Origin of the sequence: Priestia sp. TSO9 (genome assembly GCF_021029645.1) — a bacterium.
Lineage (GTDB): Bacteria > Bacillota > Bacilli > Bacillales > Bacillaceae_H > Priestia > Priestia megaterium_E.
The window spans coordinates 1,759,994-1,780,363 of the sequence record NZ_JAJEKD010000015.1; the positions used below are offsets into that span (position 1 = coordinate 1,759,994).

Below are 20,370 nucleotides of genomic sequence, written 5' to 3' on the forward strand. Positions count from 1 at the left end.
AGAGCAGCTTCTTTTTTTATACTCTTTCCAATAACTGAGCCATCATCATCGCTTTCCCTACTACAACCCCGGCATTGTAGACTTCTACATCTAATTTAGCAAACTTCCGACCAAGTTCTAATAGCTTAGGACGAATTTCAATTACGCTTTCAATTTGAACTGGCTTAATAAAATAAACGGTGATGTTTTCAATAACCAAATCACCTTTTTTATATAAGCGAAGAACACGATTGGCGGCTTCCGTTACAATAGTAGTGAAAACTCCGTATGAAATAGTCCCCATATAATTCGTCATTTGCGGCGTTACTTCACAGCGATACACCGGTGCTTCTTTTGTCTCTTGTACATCCATAAATTGATTGGTTACAATGTCGTCAATGGTTTCTCCTACCTGCGGTTGACGCTGAATCATTTGCAGCGCCTTTAAAACATCTTGACGGCTGATAATGCCCTCTAGCCGGTGGTAATCATCCACTACAGGCAGCACTTCAATCCCTTCCCATACCATCATATGCGCAGAAGAAGCGACCGATGTTTTCCCGTGAACCGTCATCGGATTTTTCGTCATTACTTTTTCAATTGAAGTAGAAAGGTCATATCCAATAACATCTTTTGAGGTGACCATACCGTGAACTTTCATATGCTGATCCACTACAGGAAAACGACTGTGGTGAGTCTTATCGTTACATTCATGCCATTTTTCAATCGTATCGGTTAACTGCAAGCTAACCGCTTCAGAGATAGGTGTTAAAATATCCTCTACAAGCACAATTTCTTTTTTTATCAGCTGATCATAAATAGCACGGTTAATCATCGTTGCAACTGTAAACGTGTCATAGCTCGTTGAAATAATAGGAAGCTTAAGATCATCCGCAAGCTTCTTAACCCATTCTTCCGTATCAAAGCCGCCCGTAATTAACACGGCTGCTCCTGCTTCAAGAGCTAATTCATGAGCGTTTACTCGATTCCCTACGATAAGAAGGTTTCCGGCCTCGGTATATCTCATCATAGCATCAAGCTTCATCGCTCCAATAACAAACTTGTTTAACGTTTTATGCAAGCCTTCACGTCCGCCCAGCACTTGTCCATCCACGATGTTTACTACTTCAGCAAACGTGAGCTTTTCAATGTTTTCTTTTTTCTTTCGTTCAATTCGAATGGTCCCAACTCGTTCAATCGTTGAAACATATCCTTTATTTTCCGCGTCTTTTATTGCTCGGTACGCCGTGCCTTCACTGACATTCAGTTCTTTGGCAATTTGGCGCACTGAAATTTTTTCACCAATTGGAAGCGAATCGATATACTGTAAAATTTGCTCATGTTTTGTCGCCACGTGTACTTCACCCTTCTAAAACGTTTTTACGTTTCATATGTCTTTTCTTTTATTATACGGGGGAAGTGAAATGGATTCAATCTAACCTCTTTGACGCAAAGGCTTTCTCGCACTATTTTTTTGAATACTTGCCTTTTTGCGGCGCGGTGCATAAAGCAGTGATGACAAATTGCCTCCAGCTACAAAAAGAGCAAAGGTAAGCCAGCTTATACTAAAAATCCCTTGCAAACTCGAAGTTGTTAACACTAAGTGCGGCATTGCATAGTAAAGCATCACTCCACATAGTAAAAGCGATAAAATAACTCGATTTTTTTCCATAGCTCTCCCTCCTTATTATTACTATCGTATGCAGGGAAGTAAAAAAAGCAGAACGTTTCTTTACAAATAAAAAGAGATTAAGACATAACTGCATCGATTCAATCCAAAGACGAACAAATGTGAGACATGAGCTGAACTGCTTGTGACACCGCAGTTGATTTCCGTGCAAGACTTCGCTTTCCGCGGGCGGCCGGTGAGCCTCCTCGGCGCTTGCACTCCAATCAACAGCTAGAAGCCGCTACATATATGAAACCTACGTTCACCATAACAATAAAAAAAGAACGAGTGATCGATATTATCGATTACTCGTTCTTTTTTAACTTTAACTGAAATCGTTTTGTCCCACCCTCTATCTATGATTAAAGATCCAATCCTTCTCCAGCTTTTAATACTTTTCCTTCAATGCCAGATAAAGACTCAACAAACTGATGAGGATCTTGCTTAATTACAGGAAATGTATTGTAGTGAATTGGCACAACAAGCTTTGCCTGCACCCATTCCGCTGCGATAGCTGCATCTTCAGGTCCCATTGTAAAGTTATCTCCAATTGGAAGAAATGCTACGTCAGGCTCATGGCGACCAATTAACTTCAAATCAGAAAATAAAGCCGTATCTCCAGCATGATAAATTGTCTTTCCTTCAATCGTTAAAAGCAAACCAGCCGGCATTCCTGTATAAATAATTTTCTCATTATTTTCTGTATAACTTGAACCGTGGAAAGCTTGGGTCAATTTCACCGTGCCAAAATCAAATGTATAGGCTCCGCCTATGCTCATTGGATGTACGTTTAAGCCTTGCCAGCTAAGATATGTAGCTAATTCTGCTACTGCCACAACAAGTGCACCGCTGCGCTTAGCAATTTCCACCGTGTCGCCTACATGATCATTATGGCCATGAGTCAGTAAAATCACATCTGCTTTTACATCTTCAGCATTTAAATCTGTTAATTCATTTCCAGTGATAAACGGGTCAATTAAAATTGTTTTTCCTTTTGTTTCAATTTTAACAATAGAATGTCCATGATAAGAAACGTGCATCATTTATTCTCTCCTTTTACACTAACATTTTCTATATTCTACCCGTCCGTTTTAGTTACAAAACAAGTGAATACGCGGCTATCATATCACAAACTGCGCAAAAACATGCCTTATTATGCTTGCTCTAATAAAGTTGTTGCATCAGCGTAAGTTAGACCGTGTGCATCTGCCACAGCCGCGTAAGTGACAAACCCATTTAGGGTGTTGATGCCTTGAAGAAGGGAAGGGTTTTTTAAGCACGCTTTTTTATATCCCTGATTTGCTATTTGCAGAGCATAAGGCACCGTTACGTTGGTCAGCGCTAAGGTCGACGTACGTGGAACAGCTCCGGGCATATTAGCAACAGCATAATGCAAGACCTCATGCTTCGAATAAGTCGGGTTATCGTGAGTGGTAATGCGATCAGTTGTTTCAAAAATCCCCCCTTGATCAATAGCAATATCAACTACAACGGACCCTTTTGACATCGTTTGAACCATTTCCTCGGTGACAAGCTTTGGCGCTTTAGCTCCTGGTATGAGAACCGCTCCTATCACTAAATCTGACTCTTTTACAGATTGTGCGATATTGTAGTGATTTGACATTAATGTCGTCACTTCTTTACCAAATAAATCATCAAGCTGGCGAAGGCGATCAGCGTTTAAATCAATCATTGTAACATCAGCCCCTAATCCGACCGCAATTTTAGCTGCGTTGGTTCCTGCTACTCCTCCTCCAATAATTGTTACTTTTCCTCTTTGCACGCCTGGAGCTCCACTTAATAAAATCCCTTTGCCACCTTTGGTTTTCTCCAAAAATTGAGCTCCAATCTGAGAAGACATTCTTCCTGCAACTTCGCTCATCGGAGTTAACAGAGGCAAGCTTTTGTTTGGAAGCTGTACAGTTTCATAAGCGATGCCTACCACCTTTTTATCAATCAATGCTTTCGTTAATGCTTCTTCAGCTGCCAAATGTAAATAGGTAAACAAAATAAGTCCTTCACGAAAATATCCGTATTCTTCTGAAATCGGTTCTTTTACTTTCATAACCATTTCAGCATCCCATGCTTCTTTTGCAGTATTTACAATAGAAGCTCCTGCATTTGTGTAATCTTCATCATGGAATCCAGAGCCTTCTCCTGCCTGTGTTTCAATATATACATCATGCCCACCGTTAACTAAAGCTGTAACACCAGCTGGAGTAATAGCCACGCGATTTTCATTGTTTTTTACTTCTTTCGGCACTCCAATTTTCACCTTTATCCCTCTTTTCTTATATCAGTGATTAACTGAAAAAAGAACGCCACACCAAATCCTTTAGAAAACCGGATTTACTATGACGTTACCTTTCGATAGAGCTCAGCATAATCCTGCTTTTCTTAGTCTATATACAGTATATGCATCTAGTTATTCATATAGTTCGTTATCACTCTGTGCTTCTGGATTTTCGACTACAGAAGCCATAGCATCGCCAATGACGCCGCTTGAATAAGAATCCATTAGCTGTCTTGATGTCTCTTTTTCTCCTTCGAAATCATATTCATATACATGCTGCGGATGTTTTTTGTCTTTCATATGTCACTTCTCCTTTTTCACTTTATTTTCTTTAAGAATGTGAACTTTACTTCATAATCCCTTACATAATCTTTTCTATTTTCTTCTTAAATGCTCTAGTTATACCACCATTTATCTCACATCAAAAAACGCCCGCAGATTTTTCTGCGGACGTTTTGATAACTTTTTTATATTGATGTTTTTTCATGCAATTCATCTTTAGCTAGCTGAATTGCTTTTTTTACTTGTTCAAATCCTGTTCCTCCCGCGCTATTGCGGCGATTAACAGCTGTTTTTGGACTTAATACATGATAGATGTCTTCCTCGAATAAATCTGACGCTTCCTTATATTGCTCAAGCGGCAAATCCATTAGGTAGATATTTTTCTGAATACAAACGAGAACCAGTTTCCCAACCACTTCATGTGCTTCACGAAACGGCATACCTTTTGAAGCAAGATAGTCAGCTAACTCCGTTGCATTTGAAAAATCTTGTTTCGTAGCTTTTTCCATAACATTTGTTTTTACTGTCATTGTTTCAATCATGCCAGCAAAAATGGTCAAACATCCTTCAATCGTTGTAACCGTATCGAACATGCCTTCTTTATCTTCTTGCAAGTCTTTGTTGTATGTTAAAGGCGTGCCTTTTAACACAGTCAATAAGCTAAATAAATGACCATATACTCGTCCTGTTTTACCACGAATTAACTCCGCCATATCAGGATTTTTCTTCTGAGGCATAATACTGCTGCCCGTTGCGTACGTATCATCCATTTCAATAAATTGAAATTCTTGACTAGACCATAAAATTAACTCTTCACAAAAACGAGATAAATGCATCATTAAAATAGAACTGTTGCTTAAAAACTCTAAAATAAAGTCACGATCGCTGACAGCATCCATACTGTTTTGATAAATCCCATTAAAGCCTAGAAGTTCCGCGCTATAGTGACGATCAATTGGGAATGTCGTACCAGCTAAAGCTCCTGCTCCTAAAGGAGATAAATCAATACGCTTCAGTGATTCCGCATAACGTTCAGCATCGCGCTTGAACATTGAAACATAAGCCATTAAATGATGAGCAAAAGAAACCGGCTGCGCGCGCTGTAAATGTGTGTAGCCTGGAAAAATGGTTTCAACATGCTGATCTGCTTTTGTAAGTAGTACATCTTCTAGATTTTCAATCAACCCTACAATTTGCTGAACATGCTTTTTTAAATATAAGTGCATATCTGTAGCAACTTGATCATTACGGCTTCGACCCGTATGAAGCTTTCCTCCAACCGGACCAATTTCATCAATTAATAACTTTTCTAAATTCAAATGAATATCTTCATATTGAGCAGAAAATGTTAATTCTTTCTTCTTAGCTTTTTCAAGCAGTGTTTGAAGGCCCTTTTTAATTTGTGACGCTTCATCTCCAGAAAGAATACTGCATTTCTCCAGCATTTTTACATGTGCTAAACTGCCTTCAATATCTTCTTCTACAAGATGCTGATCAAATGAAATCGACGCACCGAACTCGTCAATCCATTGTTCAGGACGTTTCGTAAAACGCCCTCCCCAAAGTTTGGTCATACCGTTGTCACCTTCTTTTGATTTACCATGCTGCTCACTTGTGTTGGAAGTCCCCATAATGAGATGAAACCAACTGCTGCATTGTGATCAAATTCATCTTCTTTTGTATATGTTGCAAGTTTTTCATTGTATAAAGAATTAGGAGATTTACGTCCCTCTACGATAGCATGCCCTTTAAATAGTTTTACTCTCACTGTTCCGTTCACATATTGCTGCGTATCTTTTAAGAATGCAAGCAGTGAATTCGTTAATGGAGAGAACCATAAACCTTCATAGATAACTTCTGTTAATTTTTTCTCAATTACTGGTTTGAAGTGCGCTACTTCTTTTACTAATGTTAAATCTTCAAGCTCTTTGTGCGCTTTAATTAATGTCATAGCAGCTGGACACTCATATACTTCACGTGATTTAATTCCCACAAGACGGTTTTCTACATGGTCAATACGTCCGACTCCGTGCTTACCTGCAATTTCGTTCAATTCTAGAATTAACTGAGCTAGCGTGTACGATTGACCGTTTAATGATACGGGAACACCTTCAACGAATTCAATTTCCACTACATCGGCTGTGTCCGGAGTGTTTTCAAGAGAAGCCGTTAGGTCATATGCTTCTTCAGGTGGAGCTGCCCAAGGATCTTCAAGAACACCACACTCATTACTTCTTCCCCATAAGTTTTGGTCAATTGAAAATGGGCTGTCTAAGTTAATTGGAATTGGAATATTCTTTTCTTTTGCATACTCGATTTCTTCTTCACGAGACCATTTCCAGTCACGAACAGGAGCTAAAACTTCTAAGTGTGGATTTAATGCTTTAATTGATACTTCGAAACGCACTTGGTCATTTCCTTTTCCCGTACATCCATGTGCGACAGCTACTGCATTTTCTTGTTCTGCTACTTCTACAAGCTTTTTAGCGATTAGCGGTCTAGATAGTGCAGATACTAATGGATATTTTCCTTCATATAATGTGTGTGCTTGAAGTGCTGCTAACGCAAATGTATTGGCATACTCTTCTTTTGCATCAATCACATATGATGATACCGCTCCAACTGTTAAGGCTTTTTCTTTAACGAATTTTAAATCTTTTCCTTCGCCTACATCTAAACAGCAAGCTACTACATCGTACCCTTTTTCCTGTAACCATTTAATTGCAACTGACGTATCTAAACCTCCGGAATATGCTAAAACAACTTTTGGATTACTCATTATCTATTCCTCCTACAAATTATATATATATTAATACAACCGTTTTAATTTTTATTCATTTAATCTACTATTACTTTAACAACTTTTTAATCTATTTTCAATAGTTATTCAAAAAAAAGTATATAAATTCACATTTATTTTAATTTAACAGGGTGAAATCTCTTAAAATACTGTAAAAATAAACATGAATGAATATTCTTTTCTTACATACTGTGTATATTTATATGCATAAATCAAGTATAAATGATTTATTTTTCACTTACAGTAGCTCTGGCTTTTGTCATTGTATAAAATGGAAGGGAAGAGGTGAAAAAATGGAGCGCTTTTTTACTTATGACAACAGACTCGGTATAAAAATTCCTGTTCTTGAAAGAGAATGGACATTCTATTCTGAAAAAGTTCAGCAGGATATTCTCCTAACATGGGAATCCATTCGGGGGGACATTCCAGACAAAATTCAATCTTTAGAAAAGAGTATTAATCAAAAACAAGCGGCGTTAGAAGACGAGACTAATTTTATCCGCTCCTGTGAATTAAATAGCGAGATAGGAGAACTTGCTTCTATTATTAATGATTTGTGGATTTGGTATCGAACAAATGAGGAAATATCAAAGAAAGTTCACGGATAGACAAAAAAACGAGTCTCATGAAAAATTAATGAGACTCGTTTTTCTTATCCAGCAAATAGCGGTATTGATAAAAGCGCTTTGCATAATCTGTCACTTGCTTGGCCATTCGGTAATTCATCCCTCCGCCAACCATCATACTCACCACTGGCAAACGATTGTAAACTTTTCTTTTTGCAGCAAATATAGCTAGCGTTTTCCCGATTTGCACAACGATTTTTTGCAGCCACGTTTTATCTACAATTTGATCAACACCTTCATAAAAATACGGGTCAAATTCTTGGCTTAACTCACTCTTTAATTGATGCCACCCCTCAGCCTGAAGGTGTCTAGGTAGCGTTGCTGCATGGAAAACTTTTAGCGTTAGCATCAGCTCTGAAGGAGTCTGGATATGATAGCCGTAGCTCATTGCTGCCTGTTGCACCGCTTGAATATTCATACATAAAACAGCAGGTATATCAATACCGACTAGCAGCGATTGTCCGGTTCCTGAAAGTGCTCCTTGACTCAGCGCATACAACCGAAGCTTGGCCATTTGCTGTTCGCATATATAAGAAAGCTGATCTACTTGAAGGGAATTCATTTCTGACAGATCTGTGATATCCTCTTTGAATACACGAGCGGTTTCAATAATTCGTTTTGTCGCTTGAGTTTGCATTTCCGTACCTTGAATTAATGCAGTTAACTGAAAGAGTCCCTCATCAATTTTATGTAAATAGGTCTCACGAACAGAAGCTGGAATTAAGTTAAGCCCTTTTTCTAACCACTCTTCGTATAATAACTCCATCTCAGTTGCTTCTACACTCTGTAAGCTCTCTTCCCATTTATAGATTTCTTCTAAAAGCTGTTCTTCGCGATTCGTTAGTATCATCATGTCACCCTTTCAAGAAATAAGTAGTTTTATTTTTATTATAACAAATAATGCATCCGTTACATTTTGCTTCCTATATTATTTCTTTCTTCTATACGTTGTAAACCTTCTTTCAACCGTCAGCTACTGACGCTATATAAAAAAGCTGATTTCCTAACAAGGAAATCAGCTTTTCGTTAGTTTGCCTGACAATTTATGAGAATTCATGCATTGAAGAGGCACTTTATGAACTTAAATATTCGCTAAACGAGTAACGTCACGTGCAATCATAACTTCTTCGTCTGTAGGAATAACCATAACTTTAACTGGAGAATGAGGGTAGCTAATAAATGCTTCTTCTCCTTGTACACTATTTAAAGCTGGATCCCAATAAACGCCCATGAACTCTAAACCGCGAAGAACGCGAGCACGTACAACATCACTGTTTTCTCCAATACCTGCTGTAAAGATGATTGCATCTACACCAGACATACGAGCAGCATAAGAACCGATATATTTATGAATACGGCTAGCAAATACTTCAAGTGCTGTTTCAGCGCGTTCATTGCCTTCAGCGCTTGCTTTGATTAGATCGCGTAGGTCACTAGAAATACCAGATACACCTAAAAGACCACTTTCTTTATTTAATACATTTAATACTTCGTCAGCAGTTTTTCCTGTTTTCTCCATAATAAATGGAATTAATGCAGGGTCAATGTTACCTGAACGAGTTCCCATTGCTACACCAGCTAATGGTGTGAAGCCCATTGATGTATCAATTGACTTGCCGCCTTCAATTGCAGCAATACTTGCACCGTTACCTAAGTGACAAGAAATTAAGCGCAATTGTTCGATTGGACGGCCAAGAAGCTCAGCTGCACGCTCAGAAACATATTTATGAGATGTGCCGTGGAAACCGTATTTACGAACGCCATACTGTTCATAGTACTCGTACGGTAAGCTGTACAAGAATGATTTTTCTGGCATTGTTTGATGGAATGCTGTATCGAAGACTGCTACAGCTGGAACATTTGGAAGAATATCTTGGAACGCTTTAATTCCCACAATGTTTGCTGGATTGTGAAGCGGTGCTAAATCAGATAAAGCTTCAATTTCCGCTAGTGTTTCATCTGTGATTAAAACAGAATCAGCAAACTTCTCTCCGCCGTGTACTACACGGTGACCTACACCAGTGATTTCATCGTATGATTGAATGATGTTTTGAGAAAGTAACTTTTCAACTAAAATTTTAACTGCAACAGCATGGTCAGGGATTTCTGTAATATCCGTTTGTTTTTCACCATTTACCGAGATCGTGAAAACAGCGTTATCTAAACCAATTCGTTCTACTAAACCTTTTGTTAATACCGTCTCACTTGGCATTTCAAATAATTGAAACTTAAGTGAAGAACTGCCGGCGTTGATTGCCATGATTTTTGACATAAAAAAACAGCTCCTTCTTTATTATACGTGCATCATAAACATAACGAACAGAACATAAAAGTGTAATCTCTACAATATTCTATGCATTTCGACACGATTTCTATCCTTATTCATTTAATCATTCACGACAATAGATTTCAAGAGCTATACATCATGAAAACGCTACCGACAAATATTCATTATTTTCGAAAAAGACTTACTTTTTATTCACTCGGAACCATTGGTCCATTTGAGCCATAATATCACTCATTGCTTCCCGATTGCTGAACTTCGGTAAATTCACAAGCAGCGCGTTTTCAGGTGCTGTTACTCCTTCTCCCTGCTTTTGAAGAACCATAATACTTTTAGCAGCCTGCTCTTGTTTGAACATTGAAAGCGGCAGCTGAACGATTCCTTGAACGATTGCTTCCTCTTTTAAAAGCGGCTGTAATAAATGAGACTGTTCAGATTCAAACAAGTTATTTGGAATAAGAGCCACTACGTATCCTCCGTCTTTTACATGACGCAAGCTTTGTTCAATAAATAAGTGATGAGCATAAGTGTGACCTTCTTCAGCTCTTACTTTATACTCTTTTGCCCCTTCGTCGTTTGGATAATAACCAACCGGCAGGTCACAGACAACTAAATCAACAGGATCAATAAAAAGCGGCTGTAAGCTGTCTTGATTGAATAATTGAACGCCGTGCTTCTGTAAATTTGCATTTACATATGTCAATTGAAGTAATAAATCATCCACGTCTACACCGTATACGTGTTCAATTGACGCAGCGTGTGTATTTAAAATGGTTGTTAATAAGTTCCCTGCTCCTACTGCTGGATCTAAAAGCGTATATTTATCTTTTCCTGCCATGAACTTTCCAACTAGGTAGCTGACAAATAGTCCTACAGCATCAGGCGTCATTTGATGGTTAGGCTGAACTGCTTCTTTCATGCCTTTTAAAATAGCTAGCTGATACGCTTTTCGAATCGTTTCTTTTTCAAAATGATCAAGCGTGATTGAATCGTACTCTTTTTTTAAACGTTTTTTAGTTACCTCATCTAGCTCTTCTTGTAAAATAGTTCCTTGAAACAAATTTTCTCCCGTTTCAGCTACTGCTTCTAAATATACGCAGTTTAGTTCTTTTCTTAAAATAATAGCTGTTTGATCAATTACACCAAATAGCTTTTCCATACTAGCTAACTGACTCATATTCTGCCTCCTGTGTAATGAAATAATATCTATATAAATGAGTAAACGTCCTATTTGGAACATCATATTTTATCATAAAAACTTCTTAAAACACAAAGAAGGCGAAAAACATTGTTTTCCGCCTTCTGCCGAACGCCACTGACAATCTTACTTAGCTGTTTTAGCTGCTTCGATTGCTGCTTCGTAGTTCGGATGCTCAGTTACTTCTGGTAAGTACTCAACATACGTTACGTTGTCATTTGAGTCTACTACAAAGATTGAACGAGCTAATAAGCGTAATTCTTGAATAGCTACACCATATGCTTCTCCGAAAGATAAGTCGCGGTGGTCAGATAAAGTTTGAACATTATCAATGCCATTAGCACCACACCAGCGCTTTTGAGCAAACGGTAAATCTACGCTTACTGTTAATACTTTTACGTTATCTAATTTAGCTGCTTCTTCGTTGAAGCGGCGAGTTTGCGCATCACAAACTCCAGTATCAATAGAAGGAACTACACTGATTAGGCGAACAGAACCCTTTGTGCTGTCAAGCGTTACTTCTGATAAATCATTTGCTAAAACAGTAAAGTTTGGAGCCTTGTCTCCAACCTTCACTTGATTTCCTAATAATGTTACATCGTTACCTTTAAATTTAGTCACGAATAATTCCTCCTTTAAATAAGTATGTACACTGTTCATATTAGCTTGTCTGTCTCTATATTGCAATTAAATGACATACAAAACATGGCACTCCAAGCTAGAAAACAAACCAAACAAAATAAGCTTTGCTTGCTTCTTTTACTATTCAAAGAAGCAAGCAAAGCTTTATTTTATACCTACAAATTAAAATCGTTTGCACTATCATGATGCTGATTTTGTTGATTGTGCTGATCCTGCTGATGATTGTTGCGCTTGAACATTTGCTGCACGCGTTCAATTGCTTGAGGTGCTGTATCTAGAATCTTTTCATATAAATGTGTACTTTCGTTAAGGTGAAGCATTTTAATTCCGCTTCCACTTACAATTAAAAAGGCAATTGGCGTAATCGATACACCGCCACCGCTACCTCCGCCGAATGGATGAGCTGATTCTTGCTGATGCTGTCCCGGAGAAGATGGTGCATGCCCTTCTACTCCAAACTCGCTTCCGCCCGCTGCAAAACCAAAACCTACTTTTGAGACAGTTAAAATAACACTGCCATCAGGTGTTTCTACAGGATCCCCAATGATTGTATTAACATCAATCATTTCCTTTAAATTTTCCATAGCTGTCGACATTAAACTTTTAATTGGATGTTCTGCCATTAAGATAACCTCCTTATGTTTTCACAGAGTGTGTCTTGTTCTTATTTGACGACTTCCATCTTTTGCGACGCTTTTTGGACGTATGCCGCCAGTATCTCAAGGTCCGTAAACCTACTAGAATAGCTTGACCAACTCGAAAAGAAATTATGCACTCAAATACCGTTTCTGACCAAAGATGTTGAAATACAGGAGTAACGCTCATGACAGGCATATCTTTTAGTTTCATATAACGGCTGATTATACCAACTATGCCCCCCTTTGCAGACCATACAGCCCCGGTAAGTACGCCTGTTAACGCAGCATCACCTAAGCCGAAACGGCTATGCCATCTAATATCACTTACCGTCACTTTCTGTAAGAAACGACGAAAAATTTTATGAAAACCGACTACCTGTTCAAGGAATTGCTTCGCATTTTCTAACATGCTTAACCCGTCTTCTACAGAATAATCATTCCATGAATTCTCGTCTTCTTTTCCTTGATCCCCCATTCCTTTCTTCTTTTCAACAAGCAAACGAGGAGAATCTTTTTTCACTTTCACTACCGGAATTTCATATGTATAGCGAATAAGACCAAACCAAGCCCTGAGTCTCACTCTGTAATAATCGTTATCTCGGACATGGTGAAGATCTACAAATAGTGTGATTTTTGTCCATACAATAAGTACAATAACAATTAAAAGTGCTAGCAATATCCATAAAAGCCATAGCACATCCTTCACTCCTTCTTAGCTTCACATTATCTCCAAAACACAGAATATTAAACCTTATGAAAACAATAAAAAGAGGTTGAGACATAACGAAATGAATCCAATCAACTGCTAGAAGAATCTAAATAAATGAAACCTCCTGCGTTTACCATAACAAAAAAAACGCACCACTAATCAAAAATCTTGATCAGTGGTGCGTTTTTCACTTCGTCTAAAACCCTTTTGTTCCAGCCTCTTTTTATTATCTGCTGATTGTACCTTCATGTATGACAGTTGTATCTGCGTAGTAATCATGAGCTCCTTGCTTCTTAGGTAAAAACGCAACTAATAAATAGCCAAGTAAAAAAACTGTTTTAGAAATATAGCGTCCAACTCCTTCACGAAACAGCACAACAGGCCAAGTTAAAGTGGAGTCTTTCAGCGATACTACTTTAAGCCCAAACACCATTTTTCCAAGCGTTTGGCCAAAATACTTGGTCATTAAAACAAAATAACCATAAAAAATAATAACCGTTACAATCGTATAGGGAGAAAAAAATCCATCTCCTCGAGAAATACCTGCTAAATGGAAAATGGGCTTGATCAGCAGAGAGTTCAAGCTAGCTACCACAGCTAGATCTAAAAGGTATGCCCAAAAGCGCATCCAAAAGCCTGCATAATGGAATTCACTACCTATTGGAGTACTTACCGCTGGGTCATGTTTTATATTGTCGTTTGATTCGGTTGAATGAGACTGATTTTCCATGTTCCCACCTCTATTCTGCATATAAATACATCAGACGCGGAGAGCTTGGCTGCGCAAATGTTTTTAACATTGCAGTAACTTGTTCATCTCCACCTATTACTTTTTGCATGCTCATTGAAAGCCAAGAAGGCAGTCCGAATCCTTGATTGTATTGAATTACTTGTGCACCTTTTAACTTATAATCTTTCTCCATTCCTGTTACCGCATCTTCAAAATAGCCTAGTTGATCGACCAGCTTCAGCTCTTTAGCCTGACGTCCATCGTACACTCTTCCATCTGCGATAGAACGCACTTTTTCTTTAGACAAGTGACGTCCCTCAGAGATAACATTGACGAAACCATCGTACGAGTTGTCTACAAGTGTTTGCATAATTTCTTTTTCTTCTCCGGTCATTTCTCTTGTTGGAGACATAATATCTTTATGAGCTCCGCTTTTGATCACAACAGATTCTACTCCTAGTTTATCAGCCAGCTTGCCGTAGTTAACGCTTTGCATAATTACACCTAGTGAACCTGTTAAAGTGTCCGGGATTGCATAGATTTTGTTAGCAGCTGTTGAAATGTAATAGCCTCCTGAAGCAGCCATTGATCCCATTGAAATATACACTGGCTTTTTCGTTTCTTTCTTCAGCTCTTCAATTTTTTTATGTATTTCAGCACTTTCAACGACGCCGCCGCCCGGTGAATTCACCTTAATAATGACTCCTTTAACTGCCTTATCATTTTTTGCAGCCTCTAGCTGCTTTAAAAATGCTTGGTGGTTATAACCATTTTGGGACATAAGCGGAGAGGAACCGCTTCCTGTATCTTGAATCGTTCCATTGACCTCTAGCACTGCAATTTTCTTCGCTGCATTTCCTTTTTCAATAACTGTTTCTGATAGTTCGCTGTCGTCTCCTCCAAATATGCCTGCCAGACCGTCATCTTTTTCTTCTTTGACTGAAAAACCAATATTAACAATCGCAGAAAAAATGAATAAGCAGGCCGCAATTAAAAGAGCAATCCACCTTTTTTTGTTCATGAAAATCCTCCTTTTTAGGTGTCAGAATTAAAAGATTATTCTTTTAATTCTTAAAGCAATAATGCTATAATTATTGTAACAAACTTTTTTTAAAAAGTTTACTTTATCGCTAATATTTTACATATCAGACAAACAAGGGGGAACTATCTATGCCAAATCGTCGCAACGTTTATTTCTTTCATCCAAAAAATCAGGAAACAAAGGCGCTTGTAAGTCCACTTATTGAACTTGCAAAACAATATGACTTTCAAATAGTAGATCATTTCGATAGCGCTAACATCATTGTAAGTATTGGCGGTGACGGAGCTTTCTTACAGGCTGTCCGTCAATCTGGCTTTCGAGATGACTGCTTATATGCTGGTGTCACAACTTCAGATCAACTAAGCTTTTACTGCGATTTTCATATCGATGAAACGGATAAAATGATTGAAGCTATTACGACAGAAAATATAGAAGTACGTCGATTTCCCGTTTTACAAACTCAAATTGATCAAGGAACTTCTTTTTATTGCTTAAATGAATGTTCGATTCGATCAGGTGTGATAAAAACACTCAGTCTAGATGTTTTTATTAATGAAAATCACTTTGAAACATTCCGTGGGGATGGGATGATTATTTCAACACCAACAGGCAGTACGGCTTATAATAAATCGGTAAGTGGAGCCGTAGTTGATCCGTTAATTCCTTGTATGCAAGTCAGCGAATTGGCATCGTTAAATAATAATAACTATCGTACATTAGGATCTTCATTCATCCTAAGCGCTGAGCATACGCTCACTTTAAAACTATCCAATGACAACAACCACAGTCCAATTATTGGAATAGATAACGAAGCATTAAATGCACGCCAAGTTGATCAAGTTCAAATTCGTTTAAGCGACCGTCAAATTAAAACGGTTAAACTGAAAGATAACTCTTTCTGGCAACGAGTTAAGCGTACATTTCTATAATAAAAAGCGCCCTTGGGCGCTTTTTATTTTTGATATACAATTTCTCCATTAATAGCAGTCATCTGCACCTGTACCGATGGGATATCATCTACATGTATCTCAAACAGATCTCTTTCTAACACGGTAAAATCAGCTACATAGCCCTTTTGAACATATCCTTTTTTGTCCTCTTGATGAATGGCCTGCGCGCTTCCTAAAGTAAACAGCTGAACAGCTTCAAATACTGTAAGTCGCTCAGATGGTATGTAAACGACCGAGCTATTTGGAGAAGTTTTTCTAGAAACTGCTGCATGAATTGTTAACATGGGATTGATAGGTTCAATAGGCGCATCCGATCCCCCTGCACACATAACGCCCTCGTCCAATAACGTTTTCCACGCATAGCAATAGTCTAAATGCTCTTCTCCAATTTTTTCAATGACCCATGGAAAATCACTGGCTAAAAACCGAGGCTGAATATCCAATACAACCGGGAGCTTTTTTACACGCTCAACTAAATCTTTTCGTAGAATTTGCGCATGAATAATACGATCTCTTTGCCCTGTTTGAGGAGGATATTGCTCGATGCTTTCTACTACATATTGAAACGCTAAATCACCAATCGCATGAATTGCAACCGTCATGCCCAATTCTCTTGCTTTTCTCACTAGCTGTTTTAATTCATCTAGTGATTGAATAGCTACACCTCTTGTAGATGGGTCGCTTTTGTATGGAAAGCTTAAAAGAGCAGATTGACTGCCGAGAGAACCATCAGCAAAAATCTTCATTGGACCTATTTCAATAAAAGCGGATGTGTCTTTCTTTTTTTCAAGGTATGTATACATATCATCTACAGCTTCATGATGAACAAGTAAATGAGCACGAAACAGCTGCTTTTCTTTATGAATAACGTCTTGAAATGCTTGATATGCACGCAAAAAGCCTCCATAATAATTTAAATCTTCCGTATGTCCACCCGTCAATCCGTGCTGAACACAATCTTTAATGGCTACTGAAAGAGCTTGTCGAATGTATGCTTCTGATACTTGAGGAATATGACCCGTTACTAATTCTTGCGCTTGATCAGCCAAAAAACCGGTAGGATTTCCTGCTTCATCCCTCTGGATAATACCTCCTTCCGGGTCACGTGTTTCAGCTGTAATCCCGGCTATTTTAAGAGCAGTCCCGTTTACTACTAATCCGTGACGACAGACTCGCTTCAACATAATCGGATGTTCAGTTGAAAGTTGATCAAGATCTTGATACTGAATCAAAGAGGAATCTTCCCACTGATTTTCATCCCACCCTTCTCCAATTACCCATTCTCCTTTTGGTGTACTCTCTACTTTTTGCCGAACGCGCATCAGCACGTCTTCCCTAGAAGTAGCTTGAGACAAATCAAGCCTAAGGAGCTTTTCACCGTGACCAATTAAATGAAGATGGCTATCTACAAAGCCCGGATACATTGGATATCCTTTGAGGTGTACTTCTTTGTCAATCTCAGCACCCCATTTAATTCTTAGATCTTTTTCTGCGCCTATATCTTCAATGAATCCTTTTTTTACATATACGCTTTCTACATGTTTACCCTCTTTTAGCATCGTATATATTTTGCCGCCGTAAAATAAAGTCCCCATCGCCAACATCTCCTTTACTTTATAAAGCTTGATCTTGTCTCTATTATACGTGACAAAACAAACAAGACAAAAGAGTGAGGTTTCCCCCACTCTTTTTAGCCATCATTATTTAATTAATATGACTTATTTACCACCAAGTTGTTGCTCAGCCATTTGAACTAAGCGTTTAGTGATTTCTCCACCAACAGATCCGTTAGCGCGAGCTGTTGCTTCTGGTCCAAGATTTACACCGAATTCAGAAGCGATTTCGTATTTCATTTGGTCGATAGCAGCTGCTGAACCAGGAGCTACTAATTTGTTTGTGTTTGCCATGTGTTTTCACCTCCTTGTTGAATATAGATTGTGTCAAAACACATGGCATCATACATTATTTTTTTGGTAATTTTATGAAATTTAACTTTTAAAACAAATCTTCTACGCTGTCTTGGGTATTTGTAGCCGAAGAAGCTGTCATCTCAAGCGTTTCTACATTATTTACCGCTTCTTGAATTAATGTTTCAAAATCATAAAATTGTTCGTATCGATTTATTTTTTCACGCTTTGGCTTCGTTTTTGGTGAGCTTGGCGTAAAGATTGTACAGCAGTCTTCATACGGTCGATTCGAAATTTCATGTGTATCAATTTTGCGGGCAATTTCAACAATCTCCGTTTTATCCATTGTTACAAGCGGACGCAAAATTGGCGTATTAGTCACTTCATTAATCGCATACATGCTCTCAACCGTTTGACTAGCTACTTGCCCTAAGCTGTCGCCAGTTACGATAGCTAACGATTCATTTTTTTCACGAATAAGGTCCGTAATTCGAAGCATCATACGGCGTGTAGAGGTCATGGTATAATTCTCTGGAATTTGCTTTTGAATCGCTTGCTGTACAGCTGTAAACGGTACAATGTGAAGCTTTACTTTTTCGTGATAAGCCGTTAATTTTTGCGTTAAATCGATGACTTTTTGCTTAGAACGTTCACTTGTAAAAGGCGGACTGTAAAAATGAACCGCCTCTATTTCTAAACCGCGCTTCATAGCTAAGTATCCTGCAACCGGGCTGTCAATTCCTCCAGAAAGCATCAGCATCGCTTTTCCACTCGTACCAACTGGAAGACCTCCGGCTCCGCGATAATCAAAGCATGTAATATACGTTGCTTCACTTCTCACTTCTACTCGTACATTTACGCTTGGTTCTTTTACGTTTACCTGTAGATGCTCTGTATTTCGTAGAATATGACTTCCTACTGCATAATTTAATTCGTTTGTATCAAGAGGAAATTGTTTATACGCTCTTCGAGTAGATACTTTGAATGTTTTTCCTTCTATATCAAATTCTTTCATTGCTTCTAACGCTGCTTCTTGAATCGCTTCAAGCTCATTTTCAACTTTTAATGCTAAACTAAAGCTTTGAATACCAAAGATTTGCTGAAGACGTTCGATGATAGGCTCGTGATTTTCACCGTTTAAGTGAATATACATGCGGTCTCTTGTGTATTTTACGTGAATATTTTGGAATGCACTAAGAGCCGTTACAATATTTTTTCTTAGCTGGGCAACAAATTTTTTTCTATTTTGTCCTTTGGTTGAGATTTCTCCGTACCGAATTAAAATATGGTTATATATCATAATCTTTTACCTCATTACTTTCTTTAGATCTTCAATTACTGTGAAAATAGCATTTACAATGGGCGTTACTTCATTATAATCATTTAAGCCTGACAAGCTCAATCGAATGGACTGATCGGCTTCTTCGTAATTTTTACCGATAGCTAAAAGCGTTTTGCTTGGCTTTTTTCGCTTTGATGAGCAAGCAGATGTAGTGGATACAAACACTCCTTTTTCTTCAAGAGCGTGAACAAAAACCTCACCTTTAATACCTTGTGCTGTAAAATTTATAATATGAGGTGCCGAATGCTCATTCGGCGTATTCATCGTGATTCTTTCGTGAGCAGAAAGTTTGTCCATCAGTTCTGCTTTTATTTTCCGCATTTTTTGCTGATTTTGAGCAGCATGTTCAAGTGTTAAACGCAGTGCTTTAGCAAATGCTACGATTCCCGGGACATTTTCCGTGCCTGATCGATGCTGCATTTCCTGAGAGCCTCCGCTAAGCAACGGATGAAGCTGAACTCCATTTCGTTTATATAAAACTCCTGTCCCTTTTAAGCCGTGAATTTTGTGTCCTGATAATGTGCATAAATCAATTTTATGATCCGCTAAAGAAAGCGGAACTTTTCCAATCCCCTGCACATGATCGACATGAAAAAGCACCTTCGAATAGTTCGTCAGCATCTGTCCAATTTCTTCAATTGGCTGAATGGTGCCAATTTCATTATTTACATGCATAACAGATACTAAAATGGTTTCATCCGTAATAGCTGATTCAATAGCCGCAGGTGATACAAATCCACTGGAATCTACCGGAACATACGTAACGTTAAATCCTAGTGCTTCTAACTGCTTGAATGGTTCATGAACAGAATCATGTTCAATATTTGTCGTAATGATATGCTGACCTCGGCTTTTATATTGCATCGCTACGCCTTTAATAGCCAAATTATTCCCTTCCGTTCCTCCAGATGTAAAAATAATTTCATTTGACGATACGTGCAGCAATTCTGCTACTTGCTCACGCGAACGGCTCAACAAATTCTCCGCCTGTACGCCAAATTGATGGAGGGAGGATGGATTGCCATAATAAGTTGTAGCTACTTTAGTAAAAGATTGTATGACTTCATTATAGGGTTTTGTTGTAGCGCTATTATCTAAATAAATCAAGGATGCGCGCCCCCTTCTTCATTTTTTCGGAACAACGTATTATCATAACATACCTTGATACTTTTTTAAATTGGACGTTACTTATATTATTGATAAACTATTTAGATTTTTTCAAAAAAACCTATATATGATTTCATAAATATGATAGTATGTATCACGTACTTTTAGTTTT

At 38.2% G+C, this 20,370-nt stretch carries 21 protein-coding genes; 2 read left to right on the plus strand and 19 right to left on the minus strand.

Going from position 1 to position 20,370, the window contains the following annotated elements; genetic code table 11:
- Positions 1-16 precede the first annotated feature (16 nt).
- The 7 genes from LJC66_RS24275 to LJC66_RS24305 form a co-directional block, all read right to left on the minus strand.
- Positions 17-1,333: a CBS domain-containing protein gene (locus tag LJC66_RS24275; RefSeq protein WP_013059459.1), complete on the minus strand. Its 1,317-nt coding sequence runs from the start codon at positions 1,331-1,333 to the stop codon at positions 17-19.
- A gap of 81 nt (positions 1,334-1,414) precedes the next feature.
- A complete protein-coding gene (locus LJC66_RS24280; RefSeq protein ID WP_050688614.1) occupies positions 1,415-1,651 on the minus strand; it encodes a hypothetical protein in 237 nt (78 codons plus the stop codon).
- 359 nt (positions 1,652-2,010) lie between these two features.
- A complete protein-coding gene (locus LJC66_RS24285; protein WP_195696999.1) occupies positions 2,011-2,688 on the minus strand; it encodes a metal-dependent hydrolase in 678 nt (225 codons plus the stop codon).
- Between the two features lie 113 nt (positions 2,689-2,801).
- On the minus strand, positions 2,802-3,923 hold the full coding sequence (ald, locus tag LJC66_RS24290) for an alanine dehydrogenase (RefSeq protein WP_230933677.1): 1,122 nt from the start codon (positions 3,921-3,923) through the stop codon (positions 2,802-2,804).
- Between the two features lie 150 nt (positions 3,924-4,073).
- Positions 4,074-4,241 (minus strand): hypothetical protein, encoded by a 168-nt coding sequence (locus LJC66_RS24295; protein WP_013059463.1) that lies wholly within the window; start codon positions 4,239-4,241, stop codon positions 4,074-4,076.
- 167 nt (positions 4,242-4,408) lie between these two features.
- Entirely contained in the window at positions 4,409-5,797 is a 1,389-nt protein-coding gene (argH, locus tag LJC66_RS24300; protein WP_195695810.1) for an argininosuccinate lyase, read from the minus strand.
- Entirely contained in the window at positions 5,794-7,002 is a 1,209-nt protein-coding gene (locus LJC66_RS24305; RefSeq protein ID WP_013059465.1) for an argininosuccinate synthase, read from the minus strand. The genes argH and LJC66_RS24305 overlap by 4 nt, the downstream gene beginning before the upstream one ends.
- Positions 7,003-7,316: 314 nt before the next feature.
- Between LJC66_RS24305 and LJC66_RS24310 the strand changes: the two genes are divergently transcribed.
- On the plus strand, positions 7,317-7,631 hold the full coding sequence (locus tag LJC66_RS24310) for a hypothetical protein (protein WP_195695809.1): 315 nt from the start codon (positions 7,317-7,319) through the stop codon (positions 7,629-7,631).
- Between the two features lie 25 nt (positions 7,632-7,656).
- Here LJC66_RS24310 and LJC66_RS24315 read toward each other — a convergent pair whose 3' ends face one another.
- The 8 genes from LJC66_RS24315 to sppA form a co-directional block, all read right to left on the minus strand.
- On the minus strand, positions 7,657-8,502 hold the full coding sequence (locus LJC66_RS24315; RefSeq protein ID WP_230933678.1) for an EcsC family protein: 846 nt from the start codon (positions 8,500-8,502) through the stop codon (positions 7,657-7,659).
- Positions 8,503-8,730: 228 nt separating this feature from the next.
- Positions 8,731-9,921, minus strand: a complete 1,191-nt coding sequence (locus LJC66_RS24320) for an acetate kinase (RefSeq protein WP_050688617.1) — start codon at positions 9,919-9,921, stop codon at positions 8,731-8,733.
- A gap of 196 nt (positions 9,922-10,117) precedes the next feature.
- Positions 10,118-11,110 (minus strand): class I SAM-dependent methyltransferase, encoded by a 993-nt coding sequence (locus LJC66_RS24325; protein ID WP_050688618.1) that lies wholly within the window; start codon positions 11,108-11,110, stop codon positions 10,118-10,120.
- A gap of 147 nt (positions 11,111-11,257) precedes the next feature.
- On the minus strand, positions 11,258-11,752 hold the full coding sequence (gene tpx, locus LJC66_RS24330; RefSeq protein ID WP_013059470.1) for a thiol peroxidase: 495 nt from the start codon (positions 11,750-11,752) through the stop codon (positions 11,258-11,260).
- Between the two features lie 176 nt (positions 11,753-11,928).
- A complete protein-coding gene (gene ytfJ / locus LJC66_RS24335; protein ID WP_195695807.1) occupies positions 11,929-12,396 on the minus strand; it encodes a GerW family sporulation protein in 468 nt (155 codons plus the stop codon).
- 13 nt (positions 12,397-12,409) lie between these two features.
- Positions 12,410-13,108, minus strand: coding sequence for a DUF2953 domain-containing protein (locus tag LJC66_RS24340; RefSeq protein ID WP_050688620.1), 699 nt, complete (start codon positions 13,106-13,108; stop codon positions 12,410-12,412).
- A gap of 238 nt (positions 13,109-13,346) precedes the next feature.
- On the minus strand, positions 13,347-13,850 hold the full coding sequence (locus LJC66_RS24345; protein WP_230933679.1) for an RDD family protein: 504 nt from the start codon (positions 13,848-13,850) through the stop codon (positions 13,347-13,349).
- A 10-nt stretch (positions 13,851-13,860) separates the two neighbouring features.
- Positions 13,861-14,871 carry a signal peptide peptidase SppA gene (gene sppA, locus LJC66_RS24350; protein ID WP_013059474.1) on the minus strand — a complete coding sequence of 337 codons (1,011 nt, stop codon included), beginning with the start codon at positions 14,869-14,871 and terminating at the stop codon, positions 13,861-13,863.
- Between the two features lie 149 nt (positions 14,872-15,020).
- Between sppA and LJC66_RS24355 the strand changes: the two genes are divergently transcribed.
- The gene (locus tag LJC66_RS24355) at positions 15,021-15,821 is read left to right on the plus strand and encodes an NAD kinase (protein WP_050688622.1); all 801 of its coding nucleotides are present in this window, start codon (positions 15,021-15,023) and stop codon (positions 15,819-15,821) included.
- Between the two features lie 23 nt (positions 15,822-15,844).
- On the opposite strand, the gene LJC66_RS24360 is transcribed toward LJC66_RS24355, so the two are convergent.
- The 4 genes from LJC66_RS24360 to LJC66_RS24375 all read right to left on the minus strand — a co-directional run bounded on the left by LJC66_RS24360 (position 15,845) and on the right by LJC66_RS24375 (position 20,198).
- The gene (locus LJC66_RS24360) at positions 15,845-17,437 is read right to left on the minus strand and encodes an amidohydrolase (protein ID WP_230933680.1); all 1,593 of its coding nucleotides are present in this window, start codon (positions 17,435-17,437) and stop codon (positions 15,845-15,847) included.
- Between the two features lie 123 nt (positions 17,438-17,560).
- Complete coding sequence (locus tag LJC66_RS24365) at positions 17,561-17,749, minus strand: alpha/beta-type small acid-soluble spore protein (RefSeq protein ID WP_013059477.1); 189 nt, start codon at positions 17,747-17,749, stop codon at positions 17,561-17,563.
- Between the two features lie 88 nt (positions 17,750-17,837).
- Complete coding sequence (thiI, locus tag LJC66_RS24370; protein ID WP_195695803.1) at positions 17,838-19,049, minus strand: tRNA uracil 4-sulfurtransferase ThiI; 1,212 nt, start codon at positions 19,047-19,049, stop codon at positions 17,838-17,840.
- 6 nt (positions 19,050-19,055) lie between these two features.
- On the minus strand, positions 19,056-20,198 hold the full coding sequence (locus LJC66_RS24375; protein WP_195695802.1) for a cysteine desulfurase family protein: 1,143 nt from the start codon (positions 20,196-20,198) through the stop codon (positions 19,056-19,058).
- Between the last annotated feature and the right edge of the window lie 172 nt (positions 20,199-20,370).

What these genes read in the sequence shown, in the direction of transcription:
- LJC66_RS24280 (WP_050688614.1), bottom strand. Translation starts at nt 1,651, where the DNA reads ATGGAAAAAAATCGAGTTATTTTATCGCTTTTACTATGTGGAGTGATG.
- LJC66_RS24285 (WP_195696999.1), bottom strand. Translation starts at nt 2,688, where the DNA reads ATGCACGTTTCTTATCATGGACATTCTATTGTTAAAATTGAAACAAAA.
- LJC66_RS24295 (WP_013059463.1), bottom strand. Translation starts at nt 4,241, where the DNA reads ATGAAAGACAAAAAACATCCGCAGCATGTATATGAATATGATTTCGAA.
- argH (WP_195695810.1), bottom strand. Translation starts at nt 5,797, where the DNA reads ATGACCAAACTTTGGGGAGGGCGTTTTACGAAACGTCCTGAACAATGG.
- LJC66_RS24305 (WP_013059465.1), bottom strand. Translation starts at nt 7,002, where the DNA reads ATGAGTAATCCAAAAGTTGTTTTAGCATATTCCGGAGGTTTAGATACG.
- LJC66_RS24310 (WP_195695809.1), top strand. Translation starts at nt 7,317, where the DNA reads ATGGAGCGCTTTTTTACTTATGACAACAGACTCGGTATAAAAATTCCT.
- LJC66_RS24315 (WP_230933678.1), bottom strand. Translation starts at nt 8,502, where the DNA reads ATGATGATACTAACGAATCGCGAAGAACAGCTTTTAGAAGAAATCTAT.
- LJC66_RS24320 (WP_050688617.1), bottom strand. Translation starts at nt 9,921, where the DNA reads ATGTCAAAAATCATGGCAATCAACGCCGGCAGTTCTTCACTTAAGTTT.
- LJC66_RS24325 (WP_050688618.1), bottom strand. Translation starts at nt 11,110, where the DNA reads ATGAGTCAGTTAGCTAGTATGGAAAAGCTATTTGGTGTAATTGATCAA.
- ytfJ (WP_195695807.1), bottom strand. Translation starts at nt 12,396, where the DNA reads ATGGCAGAACATCCAATTAAAAGTTTAATGTCGACAGCTATGGAAAAT.
- LJC66_RS24345 (WP_230933679.1), bottom strand. Translation starts at nt 13,850, where the DNA reads ATGGAAAATCAGTCTCATTCAACCGAATCAAACGACAATATAAAACAT.
- sppA (WP_013059474.1), bottom strand. Translation starts at nt 14,871, where the DNA reads ATGAACAAAAAAAGGTGGATTGCTCTTTTAATTGCGGCCTGCTTATTC.
- LJC66_RS24355 (WP_050688622.1), top strand. Translation starts at nt 15,021, where the DNA reads ATGCCAAATCGTCGCAACGTTTATTTCTTTCATCCAAAAAATCAGGAA.
- LJC66_RS24360 (WP_230933680.1), bottom strand. Translation starts at nt 17,437, where the DNA reads ATGGGGACTTTATTTTACGGCGGCAAAATATATACGATGCTAAAAGAG.
- LJC66_RS24365 (WP_013059477.1), bottom strand. Translation starts at nt 17,749, where the DNA reads ATGGCAAACACAAACAAATTAGTAGCTCCTGGTTCAGCAGCTGCTATC.
- thiI (WP_195695803.1), bottom strand. Translation starts at nt 19,049, where the DNA reads ATGATATATAACCATATTTTAATTCGGTACGGAGAAATCTCAACCAAA.